The organism is Siminovitchia fordii DSM 16014 = CIP 108821, assembly GCF_000374565.1.
Classification (GTDB): domain Bacteria; phylum Bacillota; class Bacilli; order Bacillales; family Bacillaceae_C; genus Siminovitchia; species Siminovitchia fordii.
In genome coordinates this window covers 21,456-42,960 of sequence record NZ_KB894685.1, presented here as the reverse complement: position 1 = coordinate 42,960, position 21,505 = coordinate 21,456, and the positions used below count along the sequence as shown (strand labels likewise).

Below are 21,505 nucleotides of genomic sequence, written 5' to 3'. Positions count from 1 at the left end.
CCTAAGTCGGTAAGTGTGTGGAGAGGCAATCATTATTCTTTATCTCCATTTTATTCATTTTATTAATGTTTCCATATTTTAAATAGGACCATGCCCCTCTGATCCAAGCGCCATGGCCAAAGACTAAAATGTTTTTGTGGCTTTTATATTTCTGCATGAATGATATGATTCTCTTTTCAAAACTGCAAATGGGTTCTCCAAGTGTAACTTCAAGGGGGGTGTTCATCCAAACGGCCCCCAAAGTCTCAATCATTTTTTCTTTTGGAACACCTTCATAAATGCCAAAATCCAGTTCATCAAGCAGGGGCTCGATTTTCGGTTCATATCCGTAAAGCTGTGCCGTTTCCTGCGTCCTTTTTAACGTGCTGGCCAATACAAGATCAAAGGGAGCAAAGCTCTCCAAGTGCTCCTTATTTCTCTGGATGCCTTCCAAATCTTTTTCGGTAACAGGAGATATACTAATATCGCGCCTACCTTGCAGCCTTGTTTCTTTATTCCAATCTGTAGATAGATGCCTTAGAAAGGTAACTTGCATTCAGTTTCCTCCAGGAAAAATGTCTCGCATCTTAACCCGCGTCTTTGTGCCTCTAGAATTAAAACATCAGACAGCTTTACATTCCCCAAATTGACGTTAGGTCCAATCTCGTTGATGAAATACATTTGATGCTTCGGAAGAGGCGCTTCAAATATGATTTTATTGAAGTCAATCTCTTTTAACAATTCATCGACCAATTCAGATTTGATCAACCCAGTCTTATCGTAAATACCTGACGTGCCGGAATCCCTTCCTTCCGTGATGACATATTGACAGCCGGATTCCAACAGACATCTGATTTCTTCTACCCAATCCGATGTGGACATATGCTTGTTTGCATCTTTGGATCCGACTTCTGCTATCACGTGGAAATCGTTTTTGAGCTGTAAAACAAGATTGAGTCGATCGTTTAGTGGGATATCAATTGTCCCATTGGATATCTCTATCCACTCAATTCCTAAATTCCTTAGGTAATGGGTATATTCCGTCAGCTTGTTTTGGTAATAGGCTTTTTCAAACAGGGTGCCTCCGCAATATGGCTGTATGTCATATTTTTTATAAAGGTTGACCTTTCTCTCAACGTTTGGGGTGACATAGGCCGAACCGATCCCCATTTTGGCAATGTCGATAATATGCCCGTAATCCAGTAAAATATTTTCTAATTCATTCAAAGGAACCCCAAAATCAACAATCGAGGTAATGCCGTAGGTTCTCTTTCCAGAAGTCCTCTCAGGCAAATCCAAAAATTCCATATGGAAAACGCCTCCTCTATTTTCTAGGATAGACTATTCAAAAGCTGGGCAAGAGTGCCAATTTTATTGTTGAATTAATTTATTGTATTTGCATAAAAAGCAAGTATGCCGCCAAAATAAAAAAGATATTAAAACCGGGCGATGGGAGGGAAGAAGTTGCCGAAGCAAAAAAATAAAGGGATGACGATCACTGCAATTGCATCCATTCCCCTGATTTTGGTTCTGGGAAATTCCATGCTCATTCCGATCTTGCCGAAAATGAAAAGTGAGTTTGATGTTTCTCAGTTTAAAATTAGTTTAATTATTACAGTTTTTTCTATGGCCGCTGCTGTATCCATCCCAATTTTAGGTTATTTATCCGACCGTTTTTCCCGTAAAGCAATCATCATTCCGGCACTTATTTTATATGGAAGCGGTGGGATATTGGCTGGTGCAGCCTCAGCATGGTTCTCCAATGCTTACATATGGGTATTGGCTGGAAGAATCATGCAGGGAATCGGAGCAGCCGGGACAGCTCCGATTGCCATGGCTTTGACAGGGGACCTTTTTAAAGGAGGGGAACAAAGTAAAGTTCTAGGACTGGTTGAGGCTTCGAACGGTTTTGGGAAAGTCATAAGTCCGATTCTCGGTTCATTGCTGGCACTAGTCATATGGTATGCTGCATTTTTTGCCTTTCCTATTTTTTGTCTTATATCCATTCTATTGACCATTTTTTTTGTAAAGGAAAAGAAAAAGGAGGAAGAACCGCCCACTGTTGGCAATTACATTAAGGGACTGGGTTCTGTTTTTAAAACAGAAGGGCGGTGGCTGTTTGTTGCATATTATACTGGCGCAGCATGCTTATTTACACTGTTCGGTATATTATTTTATATATCCGATATTCTCGAGAAAGACCATCAAATCGATGGTATATTAAAAGGCGGCATTTTAGCTATCCCCCTTTTATTCATGACTTTGACTTCTTATATTACCGGAAGCAAAATAGGAAAAAACATGAAATTAATGAAGAAGCTAATCGTCATTGGATTAATTTTAATGACAGCGTCGTTTTCGGTTTTAGTCTTTTTTAAAGGGCTAATCCCCTTTTTCTCCATTCTGGTTTTCAGTAGTATCGGGACAGGCCTCGTACTTCCATGTATTAACAGCTTTATTACCGGATCTGTTTCAGCAGAACGCAGGGGCTTTGTCACCTCATTATATGGATCAGTCAGATTTTTGGGTGTTGCTGTCGGCCCGCCTGTTTTCAGTGCCCTTATGAAATGGTCAAGATCTGGGATGTTTTTAACTACGGCGGGTATTACATTTTTAGCCATGTTACTATGCCTGTTTTTCATCCGTGTCAAGAAAGAGGAACCTTCAAAAGGTAGCGAAACATTATTTGAGCAATTAAAGTTCACATAAAGGAGCAATTAAATTGGAAATTTATTTTTCGCCGGAGGTTATAAACCCGCACTTCCAGTTGCTGAGCATTGTTGATGCAAATGGAAAAGCGGTTGGAAATGTTGCGTTTCTATTTGATGAAAAGAAATTATATGTGCACGGACTGTTGGAGGAAAAAGGAGTGGAAGCAGATTTCAAAGATTTGGTTATTCCATATCTAAAAGGAATGGCAAAAGCAAAAGAGGGGCTGGATATCTATTCATGTTTGTATTCTGGCTGTGAAAAAATTGACCTTAACGGGGAGAAGGAAAGCGGAAATCAATAATTTGATCATAAAAAGCTTTGATGTCAGTAAAACACTGATCATCAGGCTTTTTTATTATTTAAATGAAGACGCTTGTATAATAATTTGGGTGGATGGAAAGTATTGGAACAAAGTGAAAAATTAAAATTAATCCTTTTTAAGGAGGGAATAGGAGTGACAGACCAGCACTCGGATAAAGATGAAAAAAAAGGATTGAGCCGACGCCAGTTTCTTAAAAACACTGGTATGGTTGCAGGAGGTGTTGTCGGTGGTTCTCTGTTAGGAGGATTGTTGACAAATGAATATCAAAAAAAACAAGAGGCTCAAATAAAAGAAGAGGCCGCAAAGGGTGCAGCACTACAGGAAGCGCGAATGTTTTTCAGCCGTAAGGAAGATTTCGATATATTGGGAGCTGCAACAGAGCGTTTATTTCCGCAGGATGATATTGGCCCGGGGGCCATTGAGCTTGGAGTCCCATACTTTATTGATAAACAGTTGGCCAGTTATTGGGGGACAAATGCAAAGGAATATATGAGGGATCCGTTTAGACAAAATAGCGAAGAGCATGATTACCAGCACAAGGACAGTCAGAAAGATAAAACTGGCCCTAATACAGATTCCCAAACACCGGTACCAACACCAAGATATCAATCGCGGTTGACAAGGGCCGAAATTTTCATAGCAGGGCTCCGAAAGATGGAACAGGTAAGCCGCAATAAATTTAAAAAGAAGTTCGTCGATGCCAGTCCGGATCAACAGGACCAAGTGCTCAAAATGTTTGAAAACGGCAAGGTAGAGATGCAGGGCGTTGATTCTGTCACTTTTTTCAATCTACTCCTTAAAACCACTATAGAGGGTGTGTATTCTGATCCGTTATATGGCGGCAATAAAAATATGCAGGGATGGAAGATGAAAGAGTACCCGGGGCCGCGCGCATCTTTTGCGGACGTCATTGAGGCCGAAGATTTTGTGAAAATGGATCTCCAAAGTCTGAAAGATTATCAAAAATTTGCATAAAGGGAGGAATCAGCAATGGCAAAAAGATTGAAACCAGTAGATGTTGTCGTTGTCGGATCCAGCTGGGCAGGCGGTGTTGTATCAGCTGAGCTATCCAAAGCGGGCTATAAGGTCGTTTGTTTAGAGCGCGGTCCTAAAAGAGTACTCGAGGATTTTACAGGAGTGAAAGATGAGCTGCGGTTTACCAACAGGTTTGAGCTAATGCAGAACCTGTCACATGAAACGATTACCTCCAGAAGTAATATTGATGAAGTGGCACTTCCCGTAAGGACACGTGAGGAGATGATGGCAGGAACGGGCGCAGGCGCAGGCAGTGTTCACTGGGCGGGTGCAACTTACCGTTATTGGCCGTATGACTTTGAAATTTATAGCCAGACAGTCAAGCGGTATGGAAAGAATAAGATTCCCGAAGGGATGATGCTCCAGGATTGGGGAGTCACCTATAAGGAAATGGAACCTTACTATGAGCGATGGGAAAAGACGGCAGGAATATCAGGCGAGCGAGATCCTTTAGGTGAACGGAAAAGCGATTATCCGAACCCTCCGTTGAAAGAATCGCCTCCCATCAAGTTGTTCAAGCAAGCAGCGAAAAATCTGGGATACAATCCGTATCAGGTTCCGTCTGCAAATGTATCGCAAAGGTATGAAAACCCTGACGGAGAAGTGATTAACGCATGTATGTACTGTGCGTTTTGTACACAATATGGCTGTGATTTCGGAGCCAAGTCCGACTCTCTTGTAACAGTGATTCCAACAGCTCAGAAAACGGGAAATTTTGAACTAAGAACTGAAAGCTATGTCCGCCGTGTACTGCATAAGGGCGGCAAGGCAACAGGAGTCATGTATGTTGATACGAAAACTGGCCAGGAGTACGAACAGCCAGCAAAAGTGATCGTATTAGGTGCATTTACTTTCACAAACAACCGTCTTTTGCTGTTGTCGGGAATAGGGCAGCCCTATGACCCGAAAACCAGGCAGGGAGTCATTGGAAGAAATTATAATGGCCAGTTCAATATTACCTTTAGAGGGGCAAGAGGCTTTTTCAATGATAAAAAATTCAATCTATATGCCGGAGCCGGTGCTCTTGGAGGAACATTCAACGATTTGAATGCAGATAACTTCGATCACTCGAATCTTGACTTTATTCATGGGGGTGCAGTAGAGCTCAGGCAGTATGGAGACGGGGCAATCGCAAGCAACCATGTGCCGGCTGGAACGCCAGCCTGGGGACCGGAATTCAAGAAAAAGTCTATTCACTATGCTCACCGCAATGTGGTCGTATGGTATACACCAGCCATCATGTCCTGGTGGCATAATTACGTGGATTTGGATCCTACATATAAGGATGATTTTGGCGATCCGCTTCTGCGCGTGACTTACAAATATACCGACCAGGATCGTGCCATTGCAAAATTTGGCGTTGAGAAATGTGCGGAAATAGTAAAGGAAATGGGGGCCGACATTGTCGACAAGGATGATATCCCGCAAGAGTTTGACCATATTTATCAGGGTGGGCACTACGCAGGCGGCGTTATCATGGGAAGCGATCCATCGACTTCTGCGCTGAACAACTACCTGCAAATGTGGGACATGGAAAACCTCTTTGTTGTTGGTGCCTCTGCCTTTCCGCATTTTGGAGGGCATCATCCAACCGCAACCGTGGGAGCATTGGCTTATCGTGCTTCCGAAGGAATAGAAAAGTATCTCAAAAAGGGCGGCATGCTGACAGAAGCAAAGAAAAGTAACATTGCCTGATCGTTAATGACCCAATTGAAATAGATATAAGATAAAAAAGTTCCCGGACAAGTCGGGAACTTTTTTAGTGGAACGATCTCGTCTATTCCTATATATGTGCAGGAATAACCTTCAATCTTTTATCCGTCCTTGGGGTACGAATAAATTCAGATAGAATGAGGCTGCCATCGAAAAAAACGAATTTAAATAAAAATATGATTCCAAAACTGAAATAATTTGAAACCACCCTTTTGTTTTAAAAGAGCGTTCAACAACAAACATTCGCGTTTACCGAGCTTTAAAAAGGCTTAAAAATTTAAAGGGTAAAAATTTCTGTCCACAAATACTTGACTCAAACTTTTTACCTACTTTTGTATTTTCTGAAAACTGTATGTTATAATTAACTATATCATCATATTGAATGGACCTTTCCAATGTGAGATTTCCTATCCTTCTAATAACTGAATAATTTTACAAAGGGATAGGAAATGATCCATAGTTGTGGAACGATATTTTCTGGCATTTTCACCGTCTGCTTGGTCTTTCTCCCATTGCTAGGCTATCTCTCATTTTATCTTTTTTGACAGGCATTGCCGCTCAAGCCAAGCTACTTGCCAGCAGACGGTAGTACAATTAAAGGCTCCCGCCGGCCTTTTCCCAAAAATATACTCAGCAAGGGAATCCATTTCATCAGGACTTTGGAATCTCTTCCTTGATGATGGGCTCTATGGCCGAACATTTCGGGGTGCAATCGTTTTTATCAGCGGGGCCTCATTACAAATATCTGCCGGTTTGTGGGCTTGGTCAAATAAAAAAGCGTTACAGCTTTAAATTTTAAAAGGGAGTAGGTTAATTGCTCCCTTTATCACTTAAATTGCCCAATACATGCCGTTCTCCTTTATCGGAAAGGTGAAGGTAGAGGTAGAGCAGTGAAAAAACTTTAACTCAATGGGACATAACCCCTTTTGTATCAATCTCAATAGAGCATTTCCACTCTTTAAAGGTGAATTCCCGTGTGTTGTTTAGAGCAGCCGGGTCCTGACCGGCTATTTGTTGCGCTTCCTCCATTGTTTTTACAGAAAAGATAATAAAACCTCCCGAATGATCGGTGAATGGGCCTTTTGCCAGGATGTTTCCTTTTTCAATTTGCCCATTCAAGTAGCTAATATGCTCTTCAAGTATTTCGTTATCCTTTTTCTTATCAATGGTTTTCATTAGTGCAATAATGTAGTTCATTAGTGTAATCTCCTTTTTGATGTTAATTGTAACATAAATCAGATAATTATTGTTTTTGTTGGGGTGATCAAATGACAATATATTACGAAGAACATGGGGCTAGTAAAACCCCATTGATTGTGTTTTTGCATGGCGGTGGTGTAAGCGGCTGGATGTGGGATCAACTTTTGCAATATTTTGGTGAATATCACTGTATTGTGCCTGATTTACCGGAACAGGGTCGAAGCAAAAGTGGAGAAAAGTTTTCCATCCGTTCAAGTGCAGAAAAAGTCATTAAGTTAATCGAGGATAGATAAAGGGAAAGGGAAGCAGGTGATATTAATTGGATTTTCACTTGGTGCCCAAATTGTAATACAAGCTCTTTCGATGAAACCCGAATTGATAAACTATGCCATGATCAACAGTGCGCTGACAAAGCCAATGCCGGTTGTCAGAAAAATTCTCAGACCGCTCATCAAATTTTCTTATCCGTTGATCAAATGGAAGCCTTTTTCAAAACTCCAGGCAAAGGCATTATACATACAAGAAAGTGATTTCGAAAGATATTATAACGAAAGCTGCCGGATACATGATGAAACCCTCATCAGAATCTTGAATGAAAACATGTCATTCAAGATTCCTGCTGAATTCAAACACGCATCTTCAAACATATTGGTGACCGTCGGAGAAAAGGAAAACAGATTGATGAAAAAGTCTGCAAAAGAAATAACTCAAAGCAATCCAAATTGTTATGGAGTGCTTGTATCCGGGATAGGTCATGGGTTTCCGTTGGTCAAGCCTGAACTCTTTAGCAACATGGTGAAGGTTTGGATTGAAGGAAGAGAGCTTAAGGATGGTGGTACTGACTTAATGGAAGGAAGGGGCCCTTCGTCAAAATAGAAGAGGAGATTTATAGGTTCCTTGGGTTTTATCATCTTATATGGAATTGCCGCCATCCACGACAAACAACGGCACTGTTACATAAGAAGCCTGTTCAGAGTGTTCATGGCTGCCTCTTTAAAATATCTTTTCATGTGACGGCCATCTTATATATCTATACTTCCCTATACATTCATAGGTGATCATCTGTTCGTGCTGCTTAGGGATTTCCCTTAATGCCAATATCTGGTCTCTCTAAATCTCCTTTTAGTAGGAAACTATAATTTTATTATGTAAACTAGTTGAGGCTGTGTTTGATCCTGTCTAAACACTGTTTGCAAATACAAGTTTTATATAATTCTTCACTTGGTATTTGATCAAAAACCTCTTTTGGAAATGATTCTTTACTGCACCAGCAATTTCCAAGGTTTTTATCGAGCGAGAAGCAGCAGTTATTGTCTTTGCTGCAGATAGGGCATTTTTCTTCTTGTTTTTTCATAACAGAACATCACCGCCATGTTTTATTGCACCACACCATTTTGATTATATAGAGAATTCCTTTTCATGACTATCTAATAAGCAAATCTTGTCTATTGACGTATATTAATTAAAGGGAGGAGGGGGACATTGAAATATTTCTTTATTGGCATTCTTTTGGCTTTTTCTTCAGCGTTATTAAGTATGACAATATGGGATGTTGAAATGGCTATCATTGTTACAGGAGGTATGGGGCTTTTCTTCTTCGGCTTAAGCATGATATCACTGGGAACATTGTCGAGCGGTGACCGGTTAAGAGTCCAATTTCTCTCCGAATCTGTAGGCGAAAGACGTCAACGAATAAAAACGAGTACCGTGTTTTTGCTAATTGGGCTGCCTAACTTACTTATAGGTGCATGCATATTCTATTTTTTAAACTAAATCCTTTTATTAAATGTGAATAATAAAAATCTGGTTGATAAGTTACCAATAATGGAGGGTAAATAGGACCTTTCTTAAATTATAGCTTCATTGTTTGCCTATTTTTGTGTCAGGCAAAAAATACATCATTCTTCCGGTACTTGCTCAGATCATTTTCTTATTCAACGAATCAATATAATGATAGATTAAATCGGTATGTAGCTTCAAGCAACTGGAGAATTGTTTGATACATTTGAGTTTGGCCTTTTATCATGTGATGGGGACGGAAAAGATCAAACGATTGAATCCGGGAGGACATTGGTAAAAAAAGCTATGCTGCCTAATGCGAACTTGATAACCTATATGAACCAAATATTTTTTCTATTCCATGAAAGTTAGCTAGTTTAAAGGATTTCCGATATTTTTTGTTCGGTCATTCTTAACCAGATTCCCCCGGCGGATATCGCAACTGCCAGGATTGCAAAAGGTATAAAATAACCGTTGGTCCAATCGACCAACAAACCAAAGAGGGCTGGTGAAGCAACAATAAAAAATTGATTTATTGTCAGAGCAAAACTGACAGTCAACCCAATAAAATTTTTGTCAGATTTTTCCGCAATCATAACAATGAATAAACTGTACCAACCAATGCCAAGAAATCCAAAAAAGAAACAAAGCAGTCCAATCCCCCATAATGGCATGCTCATACCCGAAAGAAACAATAATATAATGAAAACTGTTGACCAAATCGTCAATAAAAGAGGCTTGCTTCGGTTGCCTGCGAAGATATTGTCGCTGATCCATGCTAGAATAAGTCTGCCAAATGTACCTCCGATCAAAGCAAGACTTAACAAGGAACCTGCAAGCTCCAAATCTAAACCTAACATTTTCTTCAAGTAACCCATTAAATGAGCAACGATGATAAGCTGTACAGAAACCATTGTCATTCCGATAAATAAAACAGGATAAAGTTGTGAATTATTTTTTATACGGATTATTTTTTCCTTGAATGTATAGTGTTCTGGCTGTATTTCTGTACCCGGATTTTTATATATGAGAAGGAAAATCAAGCCCCCCACCGTTGCAATGAACGCTTGCAGCAATATGGCAGCCTCCAACCCAAAGCGGTAGAAAAAGAAGGGAAGGGAAATAGCAGCCAAAGCACCGCCCACCGGTATTCCAGTCTGCCTAATCCCCATTGCAAGCCCCCGGTGTTTCCTGGGAAACCACTTAACGATCGCACTGCTGCCACCTGGCTGTGCGGTTCCATACCAAATACCTACAAATAGGAGGTTTGTCAGTAAAACTATGTAACTATCGATTAAATACGCAATGAATGTATTTAGTCCAAGCAGGATAGACCCCAATCCCACTACCCATTTTTCACCATATTTATCCATCATATTGCCAAAAATGATCATTGAAATGATTGGTCCGATGTTGACTGTTGAAACAATCATTCCTGTCTCAAACTGGGATAGATTAAATGTTTGTTGATAAAAGGCAGCCATTGGCCCCATTCCGAAAATAACGAAAGAAGCACAAGTTTGGGATAAGGTGGCGACAATGAGAACAAACCATTTAAAATTTTGGCTGCTTTCTACATGCAATTTCCTGAAATCCATTTGAAAAAATTCCTTTCGATCCATTACTAATTAAAATAACTTTTAACTTCAAAATTAATAGATCTTATTTTTCTTATCAACTGCTTTGGCTTACTTCAACTGTATCACGCGGCCTTGCTGAATGATACCACTGCCAACAAAAAATAATGATGATCATAAGATCAATAAGATCGCCGCCATAGTACATTAGTATTCCACCTGCTTGAGCCTCATCCAAGGAGACATGGGCAGGTGGATGGGCATAAATATGTTTGGCCAGTATTTGATGACCTCCCAAAGATAGAATAAAAACGATTGCCCTGTATAAATAACTAAATCGGTATGAAACAGGATCAATATATATTATTGCTGCGGTGAAGACATAACCTGCCAAAAAAATATGAATGTGAACCAATATTTGTACTGACATCTGATTGTGCATGGCCTCATACAATCTGGTTGTATATAAGACCCATAGTCCTCCGATGTTCAGGATAGAGGCAATAATCGGATGGCTTACAAGTTGAACTGGAGCGCTTTTTAATAACTTGACGACACGGCGGGCGTTAGTTGTTTCCAAGCTTCTCAACAAAAGCGTAACGGGTGCGGCAAGTACAAGGAGTAAAGGGGCTAACATACCAAGGAGCAGATGTGCTGACATATGAATGATAAAATCAGAATGGGCCTTTTGGGCAAGGGGCCCTATGACTGTGTAGGCTGCTGATGAAACCCCGGCTATCCATAGTAAATATCGGTAAATGGGCCATTTTTTCAAGTGCAGTTGTTTGCTTGTTATAATTCCAGCCATGATATAGAACCCTATAGACGAAAGAAAGAACAAGATGAACATCAGTTCCCAAACCTTCAAGAGTCTCTTCTCCTTACGATACTTTTTGTTAAGGCAATTCCGGAAATAAGTAACAAAGCCCCTACCAGATTCCAGACAAAATCATATAAAAGAATATTATCAACATAACGGACTTGGTGGATCCGCATCATTTTGTGCTGGATCAAACCGTCGTAAAGCTGGAATCCTCCTGCCCCCAACAGCATACCACCCCACCAATTCGTGAGGTTTAACTTTCCGCGGCGACGAAGATCAGCCATCATAAACAATCCTCCTACTGTTGCAAACCAACTAAACGCGTGGAAAAAACCGTCAGATATCAGACCAATTTGAGTGGTGGATTTATCATAGAAATGATGCCACTGCAACAATTGATGAAATACGGCTTCATCAACAAAGGCTATCAAACCTACACCGAACAAAAAACCAGATAGGAGGTTCCGTTTTGAAAATATTTTATTTGAAATACTGGATTTGCTGCTCATAAGTAACAAAGCTCTCCTGTTTAAATAAGTTAGTATCATTCTTCCCATCTTTACAGGAGGTAAACAGTATCAGTAACCCTTACATTTCCTACCTATCAAATTCTTGAGCCATAGCCGAAAATAGGTTGTTTCCTTCTATTTATGCTAGTATTATAATAACAGCATGGATTTATTTGAAAAGAGGGTTTTAATTGAAAAAATCAATATATAGTTTGACGATAGACCAATTGGCAGAATGGCTCGTAGAGCGTGGACAGAAAAAATTTCGTGCACAACAAGTGTGGGATTGGTTATATACAAAGAGGGTAGACAGTTTTTCGGAGATGAAAAACGTTAATAGGGACTGCCTGGAACTGTTGGATGAGCATTTCGCCATTCAAACGTTGAAGCAGGCCGTTAAACAGGAGTCAGAGGATGGAACCATCAAATTTCTATTTGAATTGGAAGACGGCAACCTGATAGAGACCGTCTTGATGTCCTTCCATTATGGCCTTTCCGTCTGTGTCACAACGCAGTTTGGGTGTAATATCGGCTGCAGCTTCTGTGCCAGCGGTCTGTTGAAGAAAAACCGGGACCTAAATAGCGGTGAGATTGTTGGCCAAATCATGCAAGTACAAAAATATCTTGATAAACGGGGTAAGGATGAACGTGTAAGCCATATTGTCGTTATGGGAATTGGTGAACCATTTGACAACTATACAAACCTGATGAATTTCCTGCGGGTCGTTAACGATCCCAAGGGACTGGCAATCGGTGCAAGGCATATCACAGTATCAACTAGCGGGTTGGCACATAAAATCTATGACTTTGCGGATGAAAACCTGCAAGTGAATTTAGCCTTGTCACTGCATGCTCCAAACGATGAACTTCGTACACAGATCATGAAAATCAATAGGGCTTTTCCGATAGCCAAGCTAATGGAGGCACTTGATTATTATCTGGATAAAACCAACAGAAGGGTAACGATAGAGTATATTTTATTAAGAGATGTGAACGACCATGAGAAAGAAGCTTTGGAATTGGCCAAGCTGCTGGAAAAGAGAAAACATCTTGCATACGTAAACCTGATACCGTACAACCCAGTTGATGAACATGGACAGTATCAGCGAAGTGAGCCTGAGGCCATTCGTATATTCTTTGATACATTAAAGAAAAAAGGGATCCATTGCGGGGTCAGAATGGAACAGGGCACTGATATAGATGCAGCATGCGGGCAATTAAGAAGCAAGCAGATTAAGAAGAGGAAATCAGCGGTTTAGCATTTGAAAAAACGAATGATCAACAGGGATCATTCGTTTTTTTATGTTACGGTCAAATGCTCATGTCATGGCTTCTCCTTTATTTAGTCCACGATGTACCTTCGTTTTAATGTTTCATTCGTAATATAGTCAAGAATAAAGGTTGTTTTTTCAATTCTCCTAATCTCTCGAGGAGCTGTAGCTATTTTATTTTGCCTTGCTTATGAACCTAATTTTCCCATGATTAATGATCCGGAATCTTCTCGAATTGAATGTGCCAACATTAATACATCATCAAAGTTTTCTTTAATAACGTTTGGTGTTAGATATTAAAAATGTTACTTTGATTTTGGAATGAGTTTTGGTTCTATGAATTAATACAATGATTATAAGTACCGTAAACGGCCGTTTTCGGTGCTTATTTTCAGAAAATCAGTTGGATATTATGATAAGCAACAGAACAGTTTGTGAAGAAATGTACTTAAAGTGAGGGAGGTTGTTACATTTTTCTATAAAATAGATATAAAAACATTTTTAAATATCCCTTTACAGGAATATTACTTGTGTGGTATATTCTTTTTAAGGAATACAAAAGCATAATAGCACTTCAAAAGCTTAAATACGTTACATTGAAGGTGAAGTGCAAGTTGGGAGGGCCAATTGGAACTAAGTGTATTCACAGTAAATTAAAAGAATGGTTTAAATTTAGCTTTTTTACGGATTGAGGTAGATTCTATATATGGATACAACTACTTTGAGTGCTTTTGCCGAATCCAATCGTTTAAAAATTATTGATCTTTTACGGGATGGCCCACTTACTGTTGGGGAAATTGCAAATCGCCTACAAATACGCCAGCCTCAGGCTTCTAAACACCTTCGTGTACTAAGTGATGCTGGTATAGTAACAGCAGAAGTGAAGGGAAATCGGCGTATCTACCATTTGCGTTCTGAGCCATTTATTCAATTGGATAATTGGCTAGCGTCTTATCGTAAAATTTGGGATGAGAAATTTAATAACTTGGATGATTATTTGATGAAAATGCAAAAGGAAAATGAAAATAAAGAATAATGGAGGTTTTATATGATGGGAATTAATACGAATAAACAGACAACAGTGGAAGTTGAAGGAGCAGATCTCATTGTTAATCGAGTTTTTAATGCGCCAAGAGAACTTGTCTGGAAGGCGTGGACGGAACCAGAGCATATAGTAAACTGGTGGGGACCAAAAGGTTTTTCTATTAAGACTTCTGAAATTGATATAAGACCAGGAGGTCACTGGAGATTTATTATGAAAGGACCGGATGGTGTTGATTTTCCAAACAGGATATCCTTTCATGAAATTGTAAAGCCAGAGCGTATCGTTTACACATCGAGCGATGATGTAGAGGATGATCCAGGTCAATTCCAAACAATTGTCACCTTATTCGAGCAGGACAATAAAACAGTACTTACAATGCGAATGATTTTTCCTTCTGCAGAAATTAGAGAAAAAGTGGTAAAAGAGTATGGAGCAATTGAGGGTGCAAGTCAAACCCTTGAACGGCTTGGCGAACAGTTGAAGATAATCAGCTAACCATTTAGGATAATTTTAAGGTAGTATAAAGGGTTGGTGATCTTTTATAGATCGGCAACTCTTTTATCTATTCAAACGAGGTCGATGGGCTTGGACGTCATTACTTCTTTGTTTATTTAGAAAAGTATATGGAAGTAAGCGACGTCATTGAATGATATGAAATACCTGTGCAACAATGGCATGATATTAAATAAACCGTGTTCTTGAGAATCCGGAACTGATTACGATAAATATTGGGAGTCATTTCTATCAAAACAAGTATGGAAAATACAATCTTAATCCAAAGGATGGTTAGAAGAGTTGACACTTCGGACATTATGAACAGAACGTGGGGTAACAACAATTGTTAAATATTAGTTAGGTAACTACGGAGCAAGAGAAAATCCTTTCACTAATGGTTATTATTCAGTTGTAAGAGAAATGTAAATTTCTATAAATTGAGAATGTTCGTCGCCCTTAAAAATATCTTAAAGAGTGAGCATGATTATTTTTTGGCGGATCTATCAAAAAGATATGGATTTATTGTTATGAATCCGGAACAATTTCAAAAACGGTACCTTGGTTTAAATCAGTCACTTTCATAGATCCATAAACCCCTAAATACAGTCTGGTTTGATTCAGATTTGTTCCCAGACTAACATAATAAGCTGATTGCGTCCCAAAATTATAATCGGTATTGATAATGCTAAAATCATTTAGTTTACAATCTGCTCTTACCCTGGTATAACCTAAAACCCCTCTAACCGGAGGTTGAGATCCTTCATTCCGGGCAAGATCGGTAAAAACAACACAACCCTTTAAATCGGGGATTCCATTCCCCATATAGGCTTGCACTCCTGTAAGTGCAGTTCCTCCAAACTTATCGGATCGGGGATCTTTGTGATAATAACTAGTTAAAGGTTGAAGTCGCTTTACTGAAGTTTTTATTGTTTCATTATAATAAGCAATTGTTTTCTCATCCAAAGTCGGATTTTCAGCGCAGCCCCTTATAATCGAAGTAGGAAAAGCACCTTCCCACCCTCGCCAGCCAAAGTTAATAAATCCTTCTTGGTCAGGTTCAGATTTCAATGAAGAAGCTTGAACAAGCTGAGTAACCGGTATTGGTTTATAATAAACGAATGAAAAAATCGACTCTGCCAAATCCTGTCCGACATTTCCCACATATTTGATGTACTGATTATTATACCTTTGAAATGAAATGCCTGGTATATTTCGAACCCCTTTGGCAATGACCGTAAGCGTTTCCTGAACAGGTACAGGAAGTTCATTAAAACGCGTTACTATGGGTGGATTATTGATAAAAGTATTTTTTACTACATCAATTTCAATTATTTTCCCGGCAATCTCCATATCATCCTGACTTAAATTAAATGGATCATAGCCTGATCCGCCATCTCCGGTTGTTAAAACAAGTTTTCCTGTTTCAGGTGAAAAGTTTAAGCTATTGACACCGTTATGATTAAAAAAGGGTCTTCTTAAGTTAAGTAATGTCCGTCGTTTTTGAGGTTGACCATTTGATTGTAAAATCCATTCCTCAACTGTATCGATATGATCATAGTGGGTTTCTCTATTGATCCATCTTAAGTTTAAAGTTTTGGGATCACACGGGTTAGGCTTAAAACGTTCAGAAAGAGCACCTGGACCTTGTGTTCCAGCTACTGAATAATGAAGATAAAACAGACCGTTATAATAAAAATGAGGATGGAATGCTAGTCCAATCAATCCCCGTTCATCATATCCACTACCAGAAACACCTGGTTCAGAAGTACCCAGTTTTATGATTTGCGGACGAATATCTAAAAAAGTTCTTATAACTCTGTTTCTAATGTAAAAAATCTCTCCTACCTGCGTTGCTATAAATAATGTTTCAATTGAGTCACCCGGAAGTGTAGCTGTTTTCAAAACAGTGGGTAAGTTAACCTTTCTTACAATGGGCCGTAAATTAACCTTAACATTTACCAACGAACTTAACACCCCTTCTTATAGTGTTCTTTTTAAAAGAATATGATAAAAACTGTTCCAATAGTACCAAATCAGAGCAGGGTCATCTGATAACAAATTGCAGGACTAACGTACTTTTTTCCTTTAGCAATCTTTAAAAAGTAGTATAATTTGAAAGAAATAAGAATGCTGGGATTATTACAGACGGGATTCTATGATACTTTTGCTATATAACAAAAAAGGCAGGAATCAACAATGAAACGAAAACGTATTTTTTTACTAGCAATTGGCGTGATTTTTATTTTATTTTTAGGAACGTTACTTTACGCTATTTTGAGAATTGATGATCCGTACCGATATTTCACCGGGCTCGGAGAAAGAATTAGTGTAGCTCCAGATGATTCGAAAATTGCTTTTTCTTACTTTATAGATGGGAAAGAATCTATTTATACGGCGAATCCTGATGGTGATGGTGTAAAGAAAATAACCAACTTAAAGGAGCAGCGTGATCACAGCCCGACCTTTTCGCCGGATGGAAAAAAGCTTGTTTTTTTAAGCAAAGATTCAAAAGGAATTCATACTCTACATGTGATGAACCAAGATGGAAGCGAAGCAAGACAATTGACCCACCATGGGTTTCACGTCACGGACGCCATTTTTTCGCATGATGGGGAAACGATCTTTTTCGTTGCAGTAGAAGCAGAGGAATATAGAAAAGGAGAAGAATCTAGAGAGGGATTTGACTTGTTTTCAGTCGATGCAGAAGGGGGACATATACAAAAATTGACGGATGCTGATCATTTTTCAATGAATAACCTCTCCCTTTCTCCTGATGGACAAAATATTTATTATAGCGAATTTGATGGCTTGAACGAACGGATCTATTCATACTCACTCGAAAGTGGCAAAGTGAATACAAAACCGTCGATTCTTCCTGCAAAGATAGCAAATAAACAATCATTTAATGAACCACAATTGTCGCCAAGTGGAAAGCAGTTGGCGTTTACGGATGTTTCAAGAGAATCTCAAGAAAAGTCACTTTTTAAGTATGACTTATTTTTACTAAACTTGGAAACTAAGAAGATGGAGAGATTAACAGATTTAAAAAAAGCGGTGACTTCTCCGGTATTTTTTCACAAGGAAAACAAAATCGCTTTTTTAGAAAACACAAATTGGCCAGATGAGCCGTCCGAATATCAATTAATGATATTGAATGTAACGACGCACAGCCTTGAAGCAGTTAAACTAGATACACCTCAATCAAAAGGTGGTAATCGTTTCATACAAATGCTTAATCATACTGTAAACAGTTTAACACTTGCTATTTTGTATATGTTATTGCTTAGTTTACTGAGTGTGTACCTTCATTATTATTATCCAGGTAAGATGTATCTGCCTGTTACCGTTAGCTTGGCAATTGGGATCCTCGCCTTTATTTCGAGCTTTGCAGTAGCCGCAATGGTTAATCCTTGGTATGGAATCGGGCTTGGGATGTTGGCTGCGGGTATTTTAGGTTGTTCCTTTATTGTTGTCTTATTTATATTAATTTTTAAACGCTTTGCTAAATAAAAGGATAATAAAAACTGTACGCATTAGATATAAAAATCGAAACATTTAAGTGTATGATTAATAAAAATTCGGCTCAGGTTATACAGCAATTTCTGCATCAATAGTCCTCATCTATTAAAATACCTTTTCGTTGATGATTTCCTTTCTAAAATAGCATATACTAATAGGGTGCCGAAATTCCGGCGCATTTTCGACGAAAATTCGGCACGTTTTATTTGAATTAAAGGCCAAACGGTAAAGGAGATGATTTCCGTGCTATTGAATTTGACAGACACGAAAGATAAGGAAATTCTCCATTCGATTTTAAGTACGATTGATGAAGGAATTCATGCAGTCGACGCAAATGGTGTAACCATTTTTTATAACCATGTTGCAGCAAAGCTTGATGGAGTAGAAGGGGAAGAAGTCTTGGGAAAGCATGTATTGGACGTATTTCCTTCCTTGACAGTAGAAACGAGTACATTACTAAAGGTCATTCATACCGGGAAACCCATCCACAATCAGCATCAATCATACTATAATATACGAGGTGTATTGATTGATACTGTCAATACTACTCTCCCGATTACAGTAGATGGGGAAATAGTCGGAGCTGTAGAAATTGCTAAAGACCTAACAAGGATCAAGCAGTTGTCGGAAAAATTACTTGATCTGCAGGCTAAAGTGGAGCCCGCAGCAAGTCAAAGCAAATCTCCGAAAGGAGAGTCGGGTGCAAGGTACCGGTTCATTGACATTATCACGAGTGATCATACTTTCAAAGAACTAAAGGAAAAAGCGGCGAAGGTCGCCCAAACATCGTCACCCATATTGATATATGGGGAAACGGGAACCGGCAAAGAATTGTTCGTTCAGGCCATCCATAATGCATCACCTCGAAAAACGGAGCCATTCATCGCTCAAAATTGTGCAGCCATTCCTTCATCACTTTTGGAAGGGATCTTGTTTGGAACCGCCAAAGGAAGCTATACTGGTGCAACAGACCGTCCAGGATTGTTCGAAATTGCAAATGGAGGAACGCTGTTTCTCGATGAAATCAATTCCATGCCGCTCGATATCCAGGCGAAATTATTGAGAGTGCTTGAAAACGGGCTGATTCGTAGGGTAGGGGGAACAAAAGAGAACCCCGTAAATGTCCGAATCATTGCCGCCATGAATGAACCGGCAGAAAAATGCATAGAGGAAAAAACATTGCGTTCTGACTTGTATTACCGATTGAATGTTGTCAACTTGGACATTCCTCCCCTTCGGGAAAGAAAAGGCGACATAGCGATATTGGTAGAGCATTTTGTACGAAAATATAATTTTCAATTCGGCAAACTTGTAACCCAAATCAGTGAAGAAGTATTGGATTTGTTCAATGCATATACCTGGCCCGGCAATGTACGGGAGCTGGAACATGCCATTGAGTCCGCGATGAATGTTATGGACGGGCACAACATTACAATAGATCATATTCCCCAGCATATCGCAGGCTGCAATAATGCTGACTCCAGAAGGAGTGACGATACTCGCCTCATGCCGTTAAGAGAGGCTTTGATGGAAACGGAAAGAAATCTGATTACTGAAGCCTTGAGAAAAACTGATGGCAATATACAGCGGGCTGCAAAACTGTTGAACATTCCTCGACAAACACTGCAGTATAAGATGACAAAAATACATGACTGAGAATAAACCGCCGAAAATTGGGCGGTTTTTTTAATTTTTAACTATATGCCTCCACAAGAGAGGCAAAATTTTTTTTAATGGAATACCTTTAAATCAGAGCTTTTTCTTGTTTCTTTACAAAAATTATTGTGATGGCACGAAAATTGCATTATATTTAATTGAGCTCCACGAAAGAAGTGATACAATTAAATCGGCATCTTTGTAAACGGTGCCACTTTCTTCTTTTTATTATGGATTCTCTTAATAAGATTAGATAGAAAAATATTGGGAGGAGAAGTTGTTATGAGTTTAGACATTTCTAAGGTTGAAAAATTGACAAAACCAAAATTAAACCACGCCGAAGCTCCACTTTATGAGGCGCTTTGCGAATATGAAGAAAGCAAAAGAACATCTATGCACGTTCCAGGCCATAAGGATGGGCGCGTTTTCGACAAGAAAGGGTATGATCACTTTTATGATGTTCTAAAGATAGATGCTACTGAGTCTGTAGGAATTGATGACCTTCACCATCCGACAGATTTTATTGCGGATGCACAAACTCTTGCTGCGGATGCGTTTGGTTCTGATCATACTTTTTTCCTCGTCGGAGGTAGTACAATTGGTAATATCGGAGCAGCCCTCACTTTATGCGGACCTGGAGATAAGATCCTTGTTCAGCGTAATATGCACAAATCGGTTTTCCATGGGTTGTTGTTGGCAGGGGCACATCCGATTTATATTGCACCAGCTATTGAATCAACAACAAAAGCGGCAATGGTTTCAGATATCTTCTATATCGAAGAGGCTTTGAAGCAGCACCCGGATGCAAAAGCTGTCTGGATTACGAATCCCAACTATTATGGTATGAGCCAAAATGTTTCACAACTGGCTGAAACCTGCCATAATGCAGGCATCCCGTTAATCGTTGATGAAGCACATGGAGCCCATTTCGGCCAATCAGAGTCGGTCCCGCCTTCAGCGCTTTCCCAAGGGGCAGATCTCGTCGTACAATCCACTCACAAAATGTTGACTGCAATGACAATGGCATCCATGCTTCATGTAAAAGGAGACTTGATCAATCGCGAACGATTGGCACAAGTACTCGGCATGATCCAATCTACGAGCCCTTCTTATCCTTTACTAGCTTCGTTGGATCTGGCTAGAAGGTATTTGGTTGAAAAAGGAAGAGATGAATTAAAAGAAACAGTTGAACGTCTGGAAAAAAGAAGGATCCGTCTCACTGAAGAATTGAAGACACTCGCCATTTGGGAAGGAAGCGTCGAAGTTCACAGAAGAGACCCGTTGAAATGGATCATTTCCTGCAAGGATGAAACGGTAACAGGATATCAATTGCTGGATTTATTCTATGAAGAAGGATGTACAGCTGAAATCAGCGATCCGCGTAATATCGTATTTTTGTTCTCTCTGAATGAAAATGAAGAAGATATTGACAAAGTAGTTGATGCAATCAAAGCTATTGACAAAAAATTGAAGCAAATGGCGTTCACAAAGCAGGAGACGAAAGATATTGTACTTTTTGCAGAAGAAGGGACGTTGCAGAAACCGGCATTATCTCTCGGTACGGCATTTCACAAGCCTCGCCATCGCATGAAATTGGAAGAAGCAGTTGGTTCTTATTGTGCGGAAACCGTTCTTCCGTATCCTCCGGGAATACCGCTTCTGACACCGGGCGAAGAAATTACTCAAACCCACGTGGATACAATCAAGCAGCTCCATGAAATGGGTGCTTATTTCCAAAGTCCGTCTGATGATACTATGCAAACAATCTACGTTATAAAATAATCGCTAATAATCCAGCCGCACTCACAAATGCGGCTGGACTCTCTAAATAATTAAACGAGCTGAATGAGGGAAGACAAAATTACTCCTT

General features: G+C 39.5%; 19 protein-coding genes and 2 pseudogenes. 12 read left to right on the top strand and 9 right to left on the bottom strand.

The genetic code is table 11. The annotated features are described in order from the left end of the window. Position 1 precedes the first annotated feature (1 nt). Together C509_RS0100205 and C509_RS0100200 are read right to left on the bottom strand one after the other, a co-directional pair. The gene (locus C509_RS0100205) at positions 2 to 535 is read right to left on the bottom strand and encodes a histidine phosphatase family protein (protein ID WP_018704874.1); all 534 of its coding nucleotides are present in this window, start codon (positions 533 to 535) and stop codon (positions 2 to 4) included. Beyond that, positions 517 to 1,287 carry a phosphosulfolactate synthase gene (locus tag C509_RS0100200; RefSeq protein ID WP_018704873.1) on the bottom strand — a complete coding sequence of 257 codons (771 nt, stop codon included), beginning with the start codon at positions 1,285 to 1,287 and terminating at the stop codon, positions 517 to 519. The genes C509_RS0100205 and C509_RS0100200 overlap by 19 nt, the downstream gene beginning before the upstream one ends. 141 nt (positions 1,288 to 1,428) lie before the next feature. Here C509_RS0100200 and C509_RS0100195 point away from each other — a divergent pair, with 141 nt between their 5' ends. The 4 genes from C509_RS0100195 (at position 1,429) to C509_RS0100180 (ending at position 5,743) form a co-directional block, all read left to right on the top strand. Further along, positions 1,429 to 2,688 (top strand): MFS transporter, encoded by a 1,260-nt coding sequence (locus C509_RS0100195; RefSeq protein WP_373315302.1) that lies wholly within the window; start codon positions 1,429 to 1,431, stop codon positions 2,686 to 2,688. A gap of 13 nt (positions 2,689 to 2,701) precedes the next feature. Then, positions 2,702 to 2,992 (top strand): hypothetical protein, encoded by a 291-nt coding sequence (locus C509_RS0100190; RefSeq protein WP_018704871.1) that lies wholly within the window; start codon positions 2,702 to 2,704, stop codon positions 2,990 to 2,992. Positions 2,993 to 3,145: 153 nt separating this feature from the next. Further along, positions 3,146 to 3,988 carry a gluconate 2-dehydrogenase subunit 3 family protein gene (locus C509_RS0100185; protein ID WP_033369634.1) on the top strand — a complete coding sequence of 281 codons (843 nt, stop codon included), beginning with the start codon at positions 3,146 to 3,148 and terminating at the stop codon, positions 3,986 to 3,988. A gap of 15 nt (positions 3,989 to 4,003) precedes the next feature. After that, positions 4,004 to 5,743 (top strand): GMC family oxidoreductase, encoded by a 1,740-nt coding sequence (locus C509_RS0100180; protein ID WP_018704869.1) that lies wholly within the window; start codon positions 4,004 to 4,006, stop codon positions 5,741 to 5,743. Between the two features lie 924 nt (positions 5,744 to 6,667). Here C509_RS0100180 and C509_RS0100175 read toward each other — a convergent pair. After that, the gene (locus tag C509_RS0100175) at positions 6,668 to 6,958 is read right to left on the bottom strand and encodes a YciI family protein (protein WP_018704868.1); all 291 of its coding nucleotides are present in this window, start codon (positions 6,956 to 6,958) and stop codon (positions 6,668 to 6,670) included. Between the two features lie 71 nt (positions 6,959 to 7,029). Between C509_RS0100175 and C509_RS24550 the strand changes: the two are divergent. Next, positions 7,030 to 7,837: pseudogene (locus C509_RS24550) on the top strand (alpha/beta fold hydrolase). A 277-nt stretch (positions 7,838 to 8,114) separates the two neighbouring features. Here C509_RS24550 and C509_RS25290 read toward each other — a convergent pair. Beyond that, positions 8,115 to 8,315 (bottom strand): cysteine-rich CWC family protein, encoded by a 201-nt coding sequence (locus C509_RS25290; RefSeq protein ID WP_083934499.1) that lies wholly within the window; start codon positions 8,313 to 8,315, stop codon positions 8,115 to 8,117. 128 nt (positions 8,316 to 8,443) lie between these two features. On the opposite strand from C509_RS25290, the gene C509_RS0100165 reads away from it, so the two are divergent. Next, positions 8,444 to 8,734, top strand: coding sequence for a DUF5316 family protein (locus C509_RS0100165; protein ID WP_018704867.1), 291 nt, complete (start codon positions 8,444 to 8,446; stop codon positions 8,732 to 8,734). A gap of 383 nt (positions 8,735 to 9,117) precedes the next feature. On the opposite strand, the gene C509_RS0100155 is transcribed toward C509_RS0100165, so the two are convergent. From C509_RS0100155 to C509_RS0100145, 3 genes are all read right to left on the bottom strand, one after another. After that, positions 9,118 to 10,338: an MFS transporter gene (locus tag C509_RS0100155; protein ID WP_018704865.1), complete on the bottom strand. Its 1,221-nt coding sequence runs from the start codon at positions 10,336 to 10,338 to the stop codon at positions 9,118 to 9,120. 76 nt (positions 10,339 to 10,414) lie between these two features. Further along, positions 10,415 to 11,167, bottom strand: a complete 753-nt coding sequence (locus tag C509_RS0100150) for a cytochrome c oxidase assembly protein (RefSeq protein ID WP_051088649.1) — start codon at positions 11,165 to 11,167, stop codon at positions 10,415 to 10,417. A 14-nt stretch (positions 11,168 to 11,181) separates the two neighbouring features. Next, the gene (locus C509_RS0100145; protein ID WP_018704863.1) at positions 11,182 to 11,649 is read right to left on the bottom strand and encodes a DUF2243 domain-containing protein; all 468 of its coding nucleotides are present in this window, start codon (positions 11,647 to 11,649) and stop codon (positions 11,182 to 11,184) included. Between the two features lie 191 nt (positions 11,650 to 11,840). Here C509_RS0100145 and rlmN point away from each other — a divergent pair, with 191 nt between their 5' ends. After that, complete coding sequence (gene rlmN, locus C509_RS0100140) at positions 11,841 to 12,908, top strand: dual-specificity RNA methyltransferase RlmN (protein ID WP_018704862.1); 1,068 nt, start codon at positions 11,841 to 11,843, stop codon at positions 12,906 to 12,908. Positions 12,909 to 12,974: 66 nt separating this feature from the next. Here rlmN and C509_RS25285 read toward each other — a convergent pair. After that, a pseudogene (locus tag C509_RS25285) lies at positions 12,975 to 13,201 on the bottom strand (Tn3 family transposase); the annotation flags it as partial. A 425-nt stretch (positions 13,202 to 13,626) separates the two neighbouring features. Between C509_RS25285 and C509_RS0100130 the strand changes: the two are divergent. Together C509_RS0100130 and C509_RS0100125 are read left to right on the top strand one after the other, a co-directional pair. Further along, positions 13,627 to 13,956, top strand: coding sequence for an ArsR/SmtB family transcription factor (locus tag C509_RS0100130; RefSeq protein ID WP_018704860.1), 330 nt, complete (start codon positions 13,627 to 13,629; stop codon positions 13,954 to 13,956). 15 nt (positions 13,957 to 13,971) lie between these two features. Then, positions 13,972 to 14,460 carry an SRPBCC family protein gene (locus tag C509_RS0100125; protein ID WP_154654314.1) on the top strand — a complete coding sequence of 163 codons (489 nt, stop codon included), beginning with the start codon at positions 13,972 to 13,974 and terminating at the stop codon, positions 14,458 to 14,460. Positions 14,461 to 14,985: 525 nt separating this feature from the next. Here the strand turns inward: C509_RS0100125 and C509_RS0100120 are convergent. Then, a complete protein-coding gene (locus C509_RS0100120; RefSeq protein ID WP_018704858.1) occupies positions 14,986 to 16,422 on the bottom strand; it encodes a PQQ-dependent sugar dehydrogenase in 1,437 nt (478 codons plus the stop codon). A 234-nt stretch (positions 16,423 to 16,656) separates the two neighbouring features. On the opposite strand from C509_RS0100120, the gene C509_RS0100115 reads away from it, so the two are divergent. From C509_RS0100115 to C509_RS0100105, 3 genes are all read left to right on the top strand, one after another. Continuing rightward, positions 16,657 to 17,970, top strand: coding sequence for a TolB family protein (locus tag C509_RS0100115; protein WP_018704857.1), 1,314 nt, complete (start codon positions 16,657 to 16,659; stop codon positions 17,968 to 17,970). Between the two features lie 258 nt (positions 17,971 to 18,228). Beyond that, positions 18,229 to 19,635: a sigma-54 interaction domain-containing protein gene (locus tag C509_RS0100110; RefSeq protein ID WP_026319600.1), complete on the top strand. Its 1,407-nt coding sequence runs from the start codon at positions 18,229 to 18,231 to the stop codon at positions 19,633 to 19,635. 282 nt (positions 19,636 to 19,917) lie between these two features. Next, positions 19,918 to 21,417 (top strand): aminotransferase class I/II-fold pyridoxal phosphate-dependent enzyme, encoded by a 1,500-nt coding sequence (locus C509_RS0100105; protein ID WP_018704855.1) that lies wholly within the window; start codon positions 19,918 to 19,920, stop codon positions 21,415 to 21,417. The last annotated feature ends 88 nt before the right edge of the window (positions 21,418 to 21,505 follow it).

Coding starts and splice junctions, on each gene's coding strand:
- C509_RS0100145 (WP_018704863.1), bottom strand. CDS start 11,649: ATGAGCAGCAAATCCAGTATTTCAAATAAAATATTTTCAAAACGGAAC.
- C509_RS0100130 (WP_018704860.1), top strand. CDS start 13,627: ATGGATACAACTACTTTGAGTGCTTTTGCCGAATCCAATCGTTTAAAA.
- C509_RS0100105 (WP_018704855.1), top strand. CDS start 19,918: ATGAGTTTAGACATTTCTAAGGTTGAAAAATTGACAAAACCAAAATTA.
- C509_RS0100205 (WP_018704874.1), bottom strand. CDS start 535: ATGCAAGTTACCTTTCTAAGGCATCTATCTACAGATTGGAATAAAGAA.
- C509_RS0100115 (WP_018704857.1), top strand. CDS start 16,657: ATGAAACGAAAACGTATTTTTTTACTAGCAATTGGCGTGATTTTTATT.
- C509_RS0100200 (WP_018704873.1), bottom strand. CDS start 1,287: ATGGAATTTTTGGATTTGCCTGAGAGGACTTCTGGAAAGAGAACCTAC.
- C509_RS0100180 (WP_018704869.1), top strand. CDS start 4,004: ATGGCAAAAAGATTGAAACCAGTAGATGTTGTCGTTGTCGGATCCAGC.
- C509_RS0100150 (WP_051088649.1), bottom strand. CDS start 11,167: ATGTTCATCTTGTTCTTTCTTTCGTCTATAGGGTTCTATATCATGGCT.
- C509_RS0100155 (WP_018704865.1), bottom strand. CDS start 10,338: ATGGATTTCAGGAAATTGCATGTAGAAAGCAGCCAAAATTTTAAATGG.
- C509_RS25290 (WP_083934499.1), bottom strand. CDS start 8,315: ATGAAAAAACAAGAAGAAAAATGCCCTATCTGCAGCAAAGACAATAAC.
- C509_RS0100195 (WP_373315302.1), top strand. CDS start 1,429: ATGGGAGGGAAGAAGTTGCCGAAGCAAAAAAATAAAGGGATGACGATC.
- C509_RS0100175 (WP_018704868.1), bottom strand. CDS start 6,958: ATGAACTACATTATTGCACTAATGAAAACCATTGATAAGAAAAAGGAT.
- C509_RS0100125 (WP_154654314.1), top strand. CDS start 13,972: ATGGGAATTAATACGAATAAACAGACAACAGTGGAAGTTGAAGGAGCA.